Origin of the sequence: Blautia sp. DFI.9.10 (genome assembly GCF_024461705.1) — a bacterium.
GTDB lineage: Bacteria > Bacillota > Clostridia > Lachnospirales > Lachnospiraceae > Blautia_A > Blautia_A fusiformis.
Genome location: NZ_JANGAA010000002.1, coordinates 38721 through 52920, shown reverse-complemented (window position 1 = coordinate 52920; position 14200 = coordinate 38721). Strand labels below are relative to the sequence as shown.

The window sequence follows — 14200 nt, the reverse complement described above, 5'->3', positions numbered from 1 at the left end:
CTGTAAAAAGGGCGTGTAAAAATGATCTCTCATTTTTTACACGCCTCTTTTGCTCTTATAACCTTTGTTTCAAAGTTTTCCCACGGCAAAGGCCGTGCATAATAAAAGCCCTGAATCTCATCGCAGCTCAGGCTTCGCAGGATCTCCACCTGTTTTGCTTTCTCCACGCCCTCGGCAAGAACCTTCATTCCAAGGCTGTGTGCCAGCGAAATGGTATGACGGATCACCTGCTGCCCACGAAAATTCTCTATGTAATCGATCAGACTTTTATCCAGCTTCAGAGTGTCGAATGGCAACTGGTTCAGGCTTGTCATAGATGAATAGCCGGAGCCAAAATCATCCATATGCAGCTCGAATCCTGCATCCACCATCTTCTCTATGAGCTTACTGATCCGATCATTATACAACGTAGCAGTTTCTGTCAATTCAATGGGAACAGAAGAAAACGGAATGCCATTTTCTTCCACGATCTTCACATAACGACAGATCATATTATCGTAATGGATACTGGCACGCGACAGATTCACCGAAATCGGAAGTATCTTTTTCCCTGATCTTATACGTTCCCCCTGGATGCTGCATACCTTTCGGAAAACATATTCATCAAGGCGTACGATCAGACCATCCTTCTCAAAAAGAGGGATAAATTCTCCCGGCGAAACCATAGTTCCTTCCGCTCTCTTCCAGCGCACCAGTGCCTCCGCCCCAACGATCTCTTCTGTCTCCACACTGTATTTCGGCTGCAGGTAGACTACGAATTCTTCATTGCGTATAGCCTCCACGAAAGCATTCTCCATCTGTCCGTTACGGATATGTCTCCGTCTCATCTCATCATCATAAAAAGCGATCTGGTGCTCATAGTCATCCCGGATACTCTTCATGGCCAGAAAAGCCCTGTCACAGATCAGGGTAAAAGGCAGTGTCTTATCCACATTCTCATAAACCCCATAGTTGACCACCAGATTAGGAATCGGCGCTCCGCTCTCGACCCTGTGGATAAATTTCTCCATATCTGTCATACGGATCTCTTTCTTTCCATATATGATGGCTACAAACTGGTCTCCTCCATATCTGCCCACCGTCCCATAGCGAACCTGATTTCTATACGTATCTCCCAGATAGGTAAGAACCTGATCACCGGTCTTCTCTCCATAGGTTCCGTTGATCCATTTAAAGTTCTTTATATCTGCCACCACCACATGAAAATCCTGATTCGTATTAAAGCGCATCAGCGTCTTTGCATGATGGAAAAAGGCCTGTCTGATATAAAGCCCTGTAAGATCATCATATTCCAGAGCTGAGAGTACCATCACGGACTCTCTCAGCTTGATCACATTGTTGATCTTACTTTTTAATATACAGACATTATACGGTTTCCGTACAAAATCCACTGCTCCCAGTTCCAGACATCGCACCTCATCCTCCAACCGGTTACTTCCGGTTATGATGATCACAGGCACAGAGGTCAGCATCACATCATCACGGATCAGCTCCAGAAACTGAAATTCATCACATACCGGCACACTCATATCAAGAAGAATTGCAGAAAGGGTTTTGTAATTCTCAGACAGACGCTTCATCCCCTCTGCTTCATTCATCGCAGTGATAACCTCAAAACTGCCCTCCAGATGTTCTGTAAGCGCTTTCCGATCCGTCTCGTCATTCACTACAATAAGAAGTTTTCTTCCGGATGCTGTTCCTCCTGGTTCCAGTACGGCCTCCATCTCACTGTACCGTACATCCATATCCTCATTGGCAAAAGCAAACACCACGGCCTGAAAATCCTCAGCCGTTCCTACCCTGGCACATTTCACATAGAAATATTCAATCCTCCCGTTGCTTCGGCGTACACGATAATGTACCATCAACTGGGGAATCCTTGTAAGACGTTGGCATATCTTCTCAAAATCCATCATCTGATGCATCCGGATCCTGTCCTCTGCCGCAACACTGCTCTCAATATAAATATCCATGATCTTCTCATAGGATTCATCACTGCGAAGTCCCTCCTCCACATAAGCTCCACTCTGCCCCTGGAAGCGGCATACCTGGACCTTATGAGTCTCTCTGTCAACAGAGTAGATATTGATAAAATTTTTTCCGAGAACATTAATGATCCCCATAAGAAGCGGATTCTCCATCATTCCGCTGCTGATCTCATCATTCGTCTCTGTATCCGAAAAAACAAGGGCATGTCCTGTCCCGCCGGATTCCAGCGGAATCTCCACAGCATCAACCGAACGCAGGATATTCCGTCCCGGTTCCAGATAATTCTTCGGACCTTTGATCCCGTTAACGACCGGACAGATCTCACAGGGAGTTTCTCTGTTTCTCAGACAGTGATAGCATTTCTCGCCCCTCTTCAGCTGCGGATAGATCTCACGTGCTGCCAGGTTATAGCTGATAATCTTATAATCCTCATCTATGACATACATTCCCGATGCATTTTTCCCCACGAGCATCACCTCCGGATTCGTAAATTTCTCATAGATCCTTCGTGACAGTTACTGTCTCAAAATCCTTAAATATTCCTTCATTATATACGATTTTTCTGATAACTGCAATTATCTTTCGTATTATTTATTTTTCATATTGGTTTTATTATATTTCGGTTATCAGCGCATCTGAAAAGATTTCCCCCTGAGCGGAACCCCTGCAAGCTCCGCAAGCCTTTTGATTCCGGAATCTGCTATGGATACCGCACTCTCCACATGATTGAAATCTGTGGCACTGTAATCAAACAGGATATTTCCCTGTGCTTCAAACTCCTCGTCCCGTTCCCAGAAAAAGAATCTCATAGGCATACAGTCAAAGGCCCTGATCTCATATCCCACATCACCCTGGGGCAGTTCCCTGCCGTCAAGTTTCTGAAACGCCTCCCTCAATTCCTTTTCATGGCCGGAAAATGTAGCACTGAACACATCCGTCTCTCCGATCTGATACGCCGGCGCAAATGGTCTTGCATTCCTGAGATCTGCAAAAGGGACCCACTTATCCATAATAAAAGCCCCCTCTTTCGCATACCCCAGAAGCGTATAAATATTCAGCATCTCCGTAGTATACGGTTCTCTCTGTCCATCCAGGCTCCGGATGCTGCCGTCTTCCAGACTCACCCCATATCTTCTTCCGAAATGAATGATCGTGAGAAACCCGTTTTCTTCCTTCAGTTCCGGCACCCGTTTATGCAGATCTGCCTGATCCATCTTCAAAAAGCGTTGTGCCCACTCTTCACATAGTTTTACATAGTTGGAAATTCTTTCTTCTTTCATCCTGTCTTCTCCCTGTCTGATATTGATATCCTTTCTCCGCTGTATTCCGGACTTTTTTTACAGAATACACTGCTTTCACATTTTCCGCAAGAATCTTCGCCGATGTATCCGAAATCCGGCTATTTTCAGTGTTACTGTTTTTTCAGCATCCCGGAACCTTCTTAAGCGTTTCTTTTTTTCGACAGATCATCCATCAATTTTCCCAAATCCGTCTAATTTCCCAATATAAAAATAACGTTTTTTTGCACAAAAAACTGGATTTTCTTTTTTAAAAGGTGTATAATATTAACAAAGTTTATTGTTTTTATGGTTAAAGACACCTGGCAGTAAACAAGAAATGAAAGTGAGGATTCGCCATGAAACAAAACAGTATGTTAGCAATGATCCTGGCCGGTGGAAGAGGAAGTCGTCTTCACGAGTTGACGAATAAAGTTGCCAAGCCAGCCGTTGGTTATGGCGGTAAATACCGTATCGTGGATTTTCCGCTCAGTAACTGTGCCAACAGCGGCATTGATGTCGTAGGTGTACTGACACAGTATGAATCAGTTTTACTGAACAGCTATGTAGCAGCCGGTGGCCGCTGGGGCCTTGATGCCAAGGACAGCGGAGTTTATGTACTTCCTCCACGTGAGAAAGCGGATGCCGGTCTGGATGTATACCGTGGAACAGCTGATGCGATCTCTCAGAATATTGATTTCATCGACTCACAGAACCCGGAATACCTTCTGATCCTTTCCGGTGACCACATCTATAAGATGAATTATGCAAAGATGCTTGATGACCATATCCAGCATAAGGCAGATGCGACTATTGCAGTTATCGAGGTTCCCATGAAGGAAGCCAGCCGTTTCGGTATCATGAACACCGGTGAAGATGACCGCATCGTAGAATTTGAAGAGAAACCGGAACACCCGAAGAGCAATCTTGCCTCCATGGGTATCTACATATTCAACTGGAAGCTTCTGCGCAAGCTCCTGCTGGCAGATATCAAAAATCCGGATTCCAATCACGATTTCGGTAAAGACATCATCCCTACACTCCTTGCACAGGACAAGGCACTCTACGCCTACAAGTTCAAAGGCTACTGGAAGGATGTAGGAACCATCGATTCCCTCTGGGAAGCAAACATGGATCTTCTCAGTCCTAACAGTGAACTGGATCTTAACGATCCTACCTGGAAAATCTACACTGAGGATGCTACCTCTCTTCCACAGTATATCTGTGATACAGCTGTGATCAACACTGCTTTCATTACTCAGGGCTGTGTTGTAGAAGGTGAGATCACCAACTCCGTACTTTTCACAGGCGTCAAGGTCGGTCCTGGTGCCAAGATCATCGACAGTGTCCTGATGCCGGGTGTTGTTGTTGAAGCAGGTGCCGTTGTCCAGCGTGCTCTCGTTGCAGACGGAGTCGTGATCGGTGCCAATGCTCATGTCGGTTCCAAGGACAGTGAGCACATCGAACTTGTATCAAAACGTGTAAAGGGGGCTGAGTAATATGTTTAAAGCATTTGGAATCGTGAATTCCTCAGAAAGAAATATCCATGTGGAGGGGCTTCAGGACTACCGTGCGATCGGCGCCTTTTCATTTCTCGGAAGATATCGTGTCATCGACTTCCCAATCTCAAATATGACCAACAGCGGAATTGAGTACATTCAGGTCTATGTAAAGAACAAACCCCGTTCTCTTGTAGAACATCTCGGAACCGGACGTCACTACAACATCAACTCCAAGAGCGGTAATCTCCAACTCCTCTTTTCAGAGCATTCCGGAGTCAACGATATCTATAACACCGATATCGACAACTACTACTCCAATCTGGAGTGCATCGAAGCAGTTCATTATCCGTATGTTGTTATCGCTCCGAATTACATGATCTACACCACCGACTATTCCAAGCTGATCGATGCCCATATCGAATCCGGTGCAGATGTGACCATGCTTTATCATTCCGTTGATAATGCCAAGGAGAACTATCTGAACTGCCACATCCTGAACCTGAACCGTCAGAAGGGTGTTCTCTCCATTGAGCACAACCACGGCAATGCAAAGAACCGCAACATTTTCATGGATACCTACGTAATGAGCAAGGAGCTTTTCATCAGCCTCATCCATAAGGCAAAAGAGATTTCCTCTCTTTATACCCTTGCAGACGTGATCAATGCCGGCTGCAGAGACGGTGAGCTGGATGTACGTGGTGTATCCCATCGCGGATATTTTGCATCGATCACTGATTTCAAGAGCTATCACGATGCAAATATGGATCTGATCGACTACAAAACTGCAACCGATCTTTTCCATGATAACTGGCCGATCTATACACGCACCAACAACTCCTGTCCGACCCATTATTTTGACACAGCCAATGTTTCCAACTCCGTTATCTCCAACGGCTCCATGATCGAGGGAACTGTAGAGAATTCCATTGTCGGACGTGGCTGTACCATCAAAAAGGGCGCTGTTATCAAGAACTGTGTAGTTCTTGCAGACTGCACCATCGGTGAGAATATCCATATCGAAAATCTGGTGGTAGACAAGCATGCCAAGATCACGCATGCCAAGGAGATCATCCGTCCTGCGGATGAGCCAGGCTACATCAAACGTAACGATACACTGTAATATTCATATATAATAAGGCCTCCGGTTCCTGTGTTACGAACCGGAGGCCTTATTTATCTCTGTACTCAGCTAAACATATGGATCCATCATTTCAAAACAGACTGGATCCATTTCAACGCATTCTCTTTATTCTTCACATTACCCGGAAGGCAGATGCACACCGGATCATATCTCAGGCCAAAGTCCTGAGCAACACTACTGCTGCCGTCAAGCTCCAGATGCTGATCATCCACAGCGCCCAGAGACTCAAACACCTCATCTCCAAACGTTTCCCTGAGATCTGCATACATTCCGCTGTCTTTCTCATGTTCATAGAGTTCCTTCGGCATGATCAGGACATCAACGGTAGCACTCTGGATTTCCGTCACATATGCGATTCTGGCATAGTAATCAAAATCCTCTCCTGTCTCGTCCGTCATCAGATTCTGCGCCACACTGACTTCTGCATATTTATCCTCTGTTCCCAGTGTCTTCAAAACATCCTCTTCCACCTTCTCAGAGTCATAATTCCCTGCATTCACCACCGCAATGGAAAGCACCGTCTTCATCTGTGCGTGACGATAAATATTCACTCCCAGACAGACTCCGCCAATGGCAAGAAGCACGCACAGCATATGTATCTTATAATACATCCAGATATACTGAATCTTCTTACCTGTTCCCATTCCCTTCAGTTTCTCTCTTTCGATCCGGCGGCGTTCCTTCTTCGTCAGATCAGTTTCGTTGGGCATCTCCGGATTCAGTACACTCTCATCGTGTCCGTCACTGCCGGCCTCCGCTCTGTTTTGTAAATCCATAAAAATCTCCTTTGTCTTTCATATCTCAGTATTTTTTACCCTGAAGCGGGATATTCCAGTCGCTTTCCCCGCATCTTCCGGGTGGGTGCTGTGACTTATCAATAAAGGATATTTTAGCATATTTTGGTACAAAATCACAGCGCATAAATATGAAAATACCATAAACTCTTCTATTTCCGGCAGATCTTCATTCCATATCCATACATTACCGCCACAGCAGTCACAAGAACACAGACCATCACCGGTCTCATCCACAGATATAAAAGATTTTTCTCAATTCCAGCTGCCACAGCCACATCCTTCAGGATATCCGCCACACAGAGATGGAACAGATAAATAAAAAATGCATATTTCTGACCGATGGCTACCGGAAGCTCGGGCACTTTCCGATTTTTTCCCATGATCGCAATGAGAAAAAGGCCAACAGCCATAAATACTGAACCCAGAAACAATTCCAGTTTGCCAAAATACCGGTATTCCAGCAGACTTGCGATCCCGCCGCCAGCTGCCATGCCATACAAAAGAAGCACTTTTTTTCCTGCAAAACAGGCTTCCAGCTTTTCCTGATATCTGTGTATCAGATGTCCCAACATAAAAAACGGAAATCCGGTAAACAGATAGTTGCGAAACTGCATAACACGGAAATGCTTTTCCGGGAACAGGAAGGTCGAAAATTCCTCCATTCCGAAATGGATCAGAAGAAGCACCGGTATCAGAACATATGCCTGCTTACAAATCCGGAATCTTGCTGCCAGGGCAAAAAGAAGATAACAATAGAGCAGTGCCGGGATAAACCACAGATGCCATTTCACCTGAGAGCTATTATTATATAGAAGAAACTGGCGGATATGTTCCCCCGAAACCAGGGCTTCCAGCCATTCCTTCTGGCTTGCTCCGTCGATGTGGTTCTGGATCAGCTCCCACAGACAGCAGACCGGAAATGCCACAAGCATCAGCTTCAGAACATGCCGGATCTTTTTTCCGATTCTTATAAATTCCGTATCATCGCCACGGAAACAAAAATATCCGGATACCATAAAAAACACAGGTACTGCAAATCTGGCAAGTACATTGGCTATAATTCCGGCATTTCCCGGAAAATGGACGTGAAGAAGCACAACTGCATAAGCACAGATCGCCTTTACCATATCCAGAGTACGGTTTCGCATAAAAATTACTCCTTTTTATATCGAACGCTTATCCCGAAAATATGATTCCGGGGTTCCCTTTTTTTCGAAACGATATACTAACAAACCAGCAGAATTTTGTCAATGCTGTTTTTCTCCTGTACGGTTTACTCTTATACGTTTTACTCTTGTACGGCTTCCGGATCTGAATTATAATTCTTTTATGACTTCTATGACAGGATGTTTGTTATTTCCTCAGAAAGGATTCTATTTTTTATGAAAAAAGACGGCTACTATTCTTCCGGCGAATTTGCACGCATGGCACACGTAACTCTGCGTACTGTCCGCTATTATGATAAACAGGATATCCTGAAACCCTCTCTCGTCACCGAATCCGGCGCACGTTTTTATACAGACGAGGATTTTGCAAGGCTTCAGCAGATCCTCCTTCTGAAATACCTGGGCTTTTCCCTGGATGACATCCGTGAAATGACCATCGGTGATTCCGATTATCATTTCATGCTGAATTCTCTGAATATCCAGCTTCGTCTGGTCCGTGACCGGATCGAACAGATGCAGCTGGTCGAAAAAGCAATCCAGGATACCGCACAGATGATAAAGGAACAGCACACCATTGACTGGAGCCAGATGCTGAACCTGATCCACCTGACCGGCATGGAAAAAAGCCTCAAGAATCAGTATCAGAATGCCACCAACATTTCCTCCAGGATCAACCTCCACAGCCTGTACTCCCAGAACAAACAGGGATGGTTTCCCTGGATCTTTGAGCAGTGTCGGATCTCACCCGGTCTTCGTATTCTGGAGCTGGGCTGCGGAGACGGAACGTTATGGACCGACAACCTTTCCCTTCTGCCGGAGGATATCTCCATCACACTTTCCGATATTTCCAGCGGTATGCTCCGCGATGCCAGACGAGCCATCGGTTCCTCGGATACCCGGTTTGCATTCCGGGCCTTTGACTGCAGAAAAATCCCCTGCAAGGACGAAAGCTTTGATCTGGTGATCGCCAATCACGTGCTTTTTTACTGCGATGATATTCCTTCCGTCCTGAAGGAAGTCCGCCGTGTCCTCGCTCCCGGCGGAAGATTTCTCTGCAGTGCTTACGGAAAGGCACATATGCAGGAGGTCAGCCAGCTGGTGCAGGATTTTGATGAACGGATCGTGCTTTCCGCAGACCGGCTTTATGAACGGTTCGGACGTGAAAACGGTCAGAGTATCCTAGCGCCTTTTTTCCCAAAGGCTCAGTGGCTTTCTTATGAAGACTGCCTTCTGGTCCAGGATGCGGAGCCGCTGATCTCCTACGTCCTCTCCTGCCACGGCAACCAGAATCAGTATATATTGGACCGTTACAAGGAATTCCGGGCCTACACCGCCAGAAAAACTGCCAAAGGATTCCGCATTACCAAAGATGCCGGCGTATTTCTTTGTGAAAAATAGCCAAAAATAAAAAATATGAAAAAAGCTCTTGAAGGTGACCTTGCGTCACCTTTTATAATACAGTTACAGTAACAAAGTTATGTGCAGGCACGACTTATGCTGCACATCATCACGCAAAGGAGAAAACATATGAAAGGAATTATTTTAGCCGGAGGCTCCGGAACACGTCTTTACCCGCTTACCATGGTGACCTCCAAACAGCTTCTGCCGATCTTTGACAAACCGATGATCTACTATCCTATGTCTGTTCTTATGAACGCAGGCATCCGTGATATCCTGATCATCTCCACCCCGCAGGATACCCCGAGATTTGAGGAGCTTCTCGGTGACGGCCATCAGTTCGGTGTCAACCTTACCTATGCTGTACAGCCAAGCCCGGACGGACTTGCTCAGGCATTTATCATCGGCGAGGAATTCATCGGCAACGACACCGTATGTATGGTCCTTGGTGACAACATTTTCGCAGGACATGGCCTCAAAAAGCGCCTGAAAGCTGCTGTAGACAACGCAGAAACAGGCAAAGGTGCCACTGTTTTCGGATACTATGTAGATGATCCGGAGCGTTTCGGCATCGTGGAATTCGACCAGAACGGAAAAGCGGTTTCCATTGAAGAGAAACCGGAAAAGCCAAAAAGCAACTACTGTGTAACCGGTCTCTACTTCTACGACAACAAGGTTGTAGAGTACGCAAAAAATCTGAAGCCAAGCGCAAGAGGCGAGCTTGAGATCACAGACCTGAACCGTATCTACCTTGAGAAGGGACAGCTGAACGTTGAGCTTCTGGGCCAGGGCTTCACATGGCTGGATACCGGTACACACGAAAGCCTTGTAGAGGCAACCAACTTCGTAAAAACCATGGAGCAGCATCAGCACCGCAAGATCGCATGCCTTGAGGAGATTGCTTACTTAAACGGCTGGATCACAAAGGAGGACGTGCTCAAGGTTTACGAAATCCTTAAGAAAAACCAGTATGGCCAGTATCTCAAGGATGTTCTGGACGGAAAATATCTGGACGCGCTTCACTAAGCCGATCTGATTTTCCGACACTGAATTTACCTGCGGACTCCGTTTCGACGGAATCCGCATAAGATCAATCATTTATTATAAAGGAGATTTTTTATGACAATCATCGTTACCGGCGGCGCCGGATTTATCGGAAGCAACTTTATTTTTCATATGATGGAGGCTCATCCGGATTACCGTATCGTATGCCTGGACTGCCTGACCTATGCCGGAAACCTTTCCACTCTTGCACCGGTCATGGACAAACCGAACTTCCGCTTTGTAAAGGAAAGCATCACAGACCGTGACGCTGTTTACAAGCTTTTCGAGGAGGAGCATCCAGACATCGTGGTAAACTTCGCAGCTGAGAGCCACGTAGACCGTTCCATCGAAAACCCGGAGGTATTCCTTGACACCAACATCAAGGGTACTGCTGTTCTCATGGATGCCTGCCGTAAATACGGAATCCAGCGTTATCATCAGGTTTCCACAGACGAGGTTTACGGAGATCTTCCTCTTGACAGACCGGACCTCTTCTTCACAGAGGAAACTCCGATCCATACAAGCAGCCCGTACAGCTCCTCCAAAGCAGGTGCTGACCTTCTTGTTCTCGCATACCACAGAACCTACGGCCTGCCTGTGACCATCAGCCGTTGCTCCAACAACTACGGCCCGTATCACTTCCCGGAAAAGCTGATCCCGCTGATGATCGCCAACGCTCTGAACGACAAACCACTCCCGGTTTACGGAAAGGGTGAAAATGTCCGCGACTGGCTCTATGTTGAGGATCACTGCCGTGCCATCGACCTGATCATCCACAAAGGACGTGTAGGCGAGGTTTACAATGTAGGCGGACATAATGAGATGAAAAACATCGATATCGTAAAACTGATCTGCAAGGAGCTTGGCAAACCGGAAAGCCTGATCACACATGTAGCAGACCGTAAAGGCCATGACATGCGCTACGCTATCGACCCGACCAAGATCCACAACGAGCTTGGATGGCTTCCTGAAACAAAATTCGCAGACGGAATCAAAAAGACCATCAAATGGTACCTTGACAACAAGGAATGGTGGGAAACCATCATCTCCGGTGAGTATCAGAACTACTACGAAAAAATGTATGGAAACCGCGAGGAGGTTAAAGCATGAGATTTTTCGTAACAGGTGTTGGCGGCCAGCTTGGCCATGACGTAATGAATGAACTGTCCGACCGTGGACATGAAGGCGTAGGAAGTGACATTGCTCCTTCCTACAGCGGCATCGCTGATGGTACTCCTGTTACCACCATGCCTTATGTGCAGCTTGATATCACAGATAAAGAAGCGGTAGCAAAAACCATCCGTGAGGTAAAGCCTGATGCAGTGATACACTGTGCCGCATGGACAGCCGTAGACGCTGCAGAGGACGAGGAAAACCGTGAAAAGGTACGTCTTGTCAATGTTGTAGGAACACAGAACATTGCGGACATCTGCAAGGAGCTTGGCATCAAGATGATGTATATTTCCACAGACTACGTTTTTGACGGCCAGGGAACCACACCATGGGATCCGGACTGCAAGGACTACGCTCCACAGAACGTATACGGTCAGACCAAGCTTGACGGTGAGCTGGCTGTATCCGGCACTGTAGATAAATTCTTTATCGTACGTATTGCATGGGTATTCGGCAAAAACGGCAAGAACTTTATCCGTACCATGGTAAATCTGGGAAAAACCCATGACAAGCTTACCGTAGTCAGTGACCAGATTGGAACTCCGACTTACACCTACGACCTTGCCCGTCTTCTGGTAGACATGGTCGAGACAGAGAAATACGGCTACTATCACGCAACCAACGAAGGCGGCTTCATCAGCTGGTATGATTTCACTAAAGAGATCTTCCGCCAGGCTGCTGCCCTCGGCCACAAGGAATACGAAAAAGTAGAGGTATCTCCTGTCACAACTGCAGAGTACGGCGTTTCCAAGGCTGTACGTCCATTCAACAGCCGCCTGGATAAATCCAAGCTTGTAAAAAACGGCTTCCAGCCACTTCCAACATGGCAGGATGCCCTGGAAAGATATCTGAAAGAGATCCTGTAAAAAAAAATCCATCGGTGATCGCCGGTGGATTTTTTTCGTTCTGTTTCTCATGAAAAAACAGCCGGTGGAAAGCTTTACGCTTCCCCGGCTGTTCTTATGCTAAAATTTAATAATTTTATCTTACTGCTGTGCAACAGTTCCGTCTGCACTCTGGGCATCTGCTGTGCCATTCTGTGTAGCATCTGCAGTCTCACCCTGCGCTTCTGCTGTACTTCCCTCTGCAGCTGCCTGTGCATCATTATCCGTAGCTACTGCCGCTGATGTTGCACTGTCTGCCTCCTCCTGGGAAACAGTCTCTCCGTCACGAACCTTCTTCATCATGGCCTCCGCCTTCTGAACGGTAGACTCATCCGGAATCATAACGTAAGCCTTCTGGCTCATAGAATACGGCTTCTGTGTGTCACCGGTACCATTTACACTATAGCTTACGATGTTCCAGTCACCGCCGTTGTTCAGCTGCTGCTGGAGCAGTCTGGCAATCTCCTCGTAGGAGATATTGGTCTCAAAGCATCCCTGGATGCTGGAAAGAACGGAAGAATAATTCTTCAGAAGCTCCGGTGAAAGAGCCTTGTTGATCACACCCTTGATCACAGCCATCTGGTTCTTGCCACGCTGACGATCGCCCTCTTTAAAGGCATAACGCTCACGGCTGAATACCAGAGCCTGCTCACCGTTCAGGTAGTTCTCTCCCTGATTGAAGTGATATCCTGTCTCATTCTTGGAATCAAAGTCATAGTCAGAATAAACAGTAACTCCGCCAAGCGCATTGATCAGCTGCTCAAATCCCGCAAAGTTGATACGGAAATAATAGTTGATATCCTCATTATAAAGCATTCCCAGAGTATCCATACATACATTGATACCATAGATACCTGCATGTGTCAGCTTATCTCTCTGTCCGCCTGAAATAGAAAGCGGTACAAAATAATCACGAGGTGTGGAAACCAGAAGCACCTGTCTGGTAGCTGTATTTACCGTAGCAATGATATTGGAATCGCTTCGGCTCTTTGCAACAAGGCCGCTGCGGCTGTCGATACCACTGATAAAGATGGTATATACAGAACCGTCATTGGTATTCTCTTCAGCCTTCGCCTCTGTCTCCTGGGGCTCAATGGTCGTCTCCACCTTCTTCACGGTCAGCTCTTTGATCCTGGAAGAAATATCGGAATATCCATCCATCTCTTCAATAACGCTTAAATATGCGCTGTTCAGCACGATCGCACCTGTCTGTCCGTTCAGAAGACCGTCAACCAGCTCTGTAAGTCCTGCATACTCCTGGACCTGCACAGTCTTGCCTGTCTCGGAATCCACCTCCTGGATAGCCTTATCCGAATTGGCTCTGTCAAGATCTGTCAGCACACCATATACATAATCTGCTGTAGCCTCTATGGAATCTGCAGAATCATCTGCACGGACATAAATGCCGACCTCCGTAACCTCTGTGTTCACACCGGAGATCCCTGCCAGTGTGGAATGTGTCTTATAAACATACATACTTCCGAGAATGAATACTGCTGCAAAAACTGCTGCCAGGATCACTCCCACTACAAATCTTATCTTACCATCCGTACTCCATACAAGCGCTCCGACGATCACGATCAGGACCAGCATTACCAGTCCGATCACTGCAATGAACTTCGTCGGGATCACCTTCATATTCAGAAGCATGACCGCAAATACGATTGCTGTGATCAGAACCACAAGCGTCACGATCAGCCCTGGGATATGTTTTCCCATTTTTCTCATATGCAATCCTCCATTTTTGATGGTACAGAGAATATTACATATGGACACTCTCTGTACAGATTCAAATATCCTAATCATTTTACGCTTTTTTACTGATAAAA

At 46.5% G+C, this 14200-nt stretch carries 11 protein-coding genes; 6 read left to right on the top strand and 5 right to left on the bottom strand.

Going from position 1 to position 14200, the window contains the following annotated elements; all coding sequences use genetic code 11:
• Positions 1-29: 29 nt before the first annotated feature.
• Positions 30-2456, bottom strand: a complete 2427-nt coding sequence (locus NE671_RS01375; protein ID WP_256163575.1) for a two-component system response regulator — start codon at positions 2454-2456, stop codon at positions 30-32.
• A gap of 159 nt (positions 2457-2615) precedes the next feature.
• Positions 2616-3269, bottom strand: coding sequence for a DUF3786 domain-containing protein (locus NE671_RS01370; RefSeq protein ID WP_256163573.1), 654 nt, complete (start codon positions 3267-3269; stop codon positions 2616-2618).
• Between the two features lie 356 nt (positions 3270-3625).
• On the opposite strand from NE671_RS01370, the gene NE671_RS01365 reads away from it, so the two are divergent.
• Positions 3626-4765 (top strand): glucose-1-phosphate adenylyltransferase, encoded by a 1140-nt coding sequence (locus NE671_RS01365; protein WP_256163572.1) that lies wholly within the window; start codon positions 3626-3628, stop codon positions 4763-4765.
• Between the two features lies 1 nt (position 4766).
• Positions 4767-5888 (top strand): glucose-1-phosphate adenylyltransferase subunit GlgD, encoded by a 1122-nt coding sequence (glgD, locus tag NE671_RS01360; protein ID WP_256163571.1) that lies wholly within the window; start codon positions 4767-4769, stop codon positions 5886-5888.
• Positions 5889-5974: 86 nt separating this feature from the next.
• Here the strand turns inward: glgD and NE671_RS01355 are convergent, their stop codons facing one another.
• Both NE671_RS01355 and NE671_RS01350 read right to left on the bottom strand, forming a co-directional pair.
• The gene (locus tag NE671_RS01355) at positions 5975-6685 is read right to left on the bottom strand and encodes a hypothetical protein (RefSeq protein WP_173761473.1); all 711 of its coding nucleotides are present in this window, start codon (positions 6683-6685) and stop codon (positions 5975-5977) included.
• 170 nt (positions 6686-6855) lie between these two features.
• The gene (locus NE671_RS01350; protein WP_256163570.1) at positions 6856-7854 is read right to left on the bottom strand and encodes an acyltransferase; all 999 of its coding nucleotides are present in this window, start codon (positions 7852-7854) and stop codon (positions 6856-6858) included.
• A 234-nt stretch (positions 7855-8088) separates the two neighbouring features.
• Here NE671_RS01350 and NE671_RS01345 point away from each other — a divergent pair, with 234 nt between their 5' ends.
• The 4 genes from NE671_RS01345 (at position 8089) to rfbD (ending at position 12353) form a co-directional block, all read left to right on the top strand.
• The gene (locus NE671_RS01345) at positions 8089-9270 is read left to right on the top strand and encodes a MerR family transcriptional regulator (protein ID WP_021976536.1); all 1182 of its coding nucleotides are present in this window, start codon (positions 8089-8091) and stop codon (positions 9268-9270) included.
• Positions 9271-9399: 129 nt separating this feature from the next.
• Positions 9400-10296, top strand: a complete 897-nt coding sequence (gene rfbA, locus NE671_RS01340) for a glucose-1-phosphate thymidylyltransferase RfbA (protein WP_015525711.1) — start codon at positions 9400-9402, stop codon at positions 10294-10296.
• A gap of 93 nt (positions 10297-10389) precedes the next feature.
• Complete coding sequence (gene rfbB / locus NE671_RS01335; protein ID WP_015525710.1) at positions 10390-11424, top strand: dTDP-glucose 4,6-dehydratase; 1035 nt, start codon at positions 10390-10392, stop codon at positions 11422-11424.
• Positions 11421-12353, top strand: a complete 933-nt coding sequence (rfbD, locus tag NE671_RS01330; RefSeq protein WP_256163569.1) for a dTDP-4-dehydrorhamnose reductase — start codon at positions 11421-11423, stop codon at positions 12351-12353. Before rfbB ends, rfbD begins: the two co-directional genes overlap by 4 nt.
• Positions 12354-12473: 120 nt before the next feature.
• Here the strand turns inward: rfbD and NE671_RS01325 are convergent, their stop codons facing one another.
• Positions 12474-14099: an LCP family glycopolymer transferase gene (locus tag NE671_RS01325; RefSeq protein WP_256163568.1), complete on the bottom strand. Its 1626-nt coding sequence runs from the start codon at positions 14097-14099 to the stop codon at positions 12474-12476.
• Between the last annotated feature and the right edge of the window lie 101 nt (positions 14100-14200).

Bases quoted from the DNA above. Each gene is read 5' to 3' on its own strand.
- NE671_RS01345 (WP_021976536.1), top strand. From the start codon at position 8,089: ATGAAAAAAGACGGCTACTATTCTTCCGGCGAATTTGCACGCATGGCA.
- rfbD (WP_256163569.1), top strand. From the start codon at position 11,421: ATGAGATTTTTCGTAACAGGTGTTGGCGGCCAGCTTGGCCATGACGTA.
- NE671_RS01365 (WP_256163572.1), top strand. From the start codon at position 3,626: ATGAAACAAAACAGTATGTTAGCAATGATCCTGGCCGGTGGAAGAGGA.
- NE671_RS01325 (WP_256163568.1), bottom strand. From the start codon at position 14,099: ATGAGAAAAATGGGAAAACATATCCCAGGGCTGATCGTGACGCTTGTG.
- NE671_RS01370 (WP_256163573.1), bottom strand. From the start codon at position 3,269: ATGAAAGAAGAAAGAATTTCCAACTATGTAAAACTATGTGAAGAGTGG.
- rfbB (WP_015525710.1), top strand. From the start codon at position 10,390: ATGACAATCATCGTTACCGGCGGCGCCGGATTTATCGGAAGCAACTTT.
- glgD (WP_256163571.1), top strand. From the start codon at position 4,767: ATGTTTAAAGCATTTGGAATCGTGAATTCCTCAGAAAGAAATATCCAT.
- NE671_RS01355 (WP_173761473.1), bottom strand. From the start codon at position 6,685: ATGGATTTACAAAACAGAGCGGAGGCCGGCAGTGACGGACACGATGAG.
- rfbA (WP_015525711.1), top strand. From the start codon at position 9,400: ATGAAAGGAATTATTTTAGCCGGAGGCTCCGGAACACGTCTTTACCCG.
- NE671_RS01350 (WP_256163570.1), bottom strand. From the start codon at position 7,854: ATGCGAAACCGTACTCTGGATATGGTAAAGGCGATCTGTGCTTATGCA.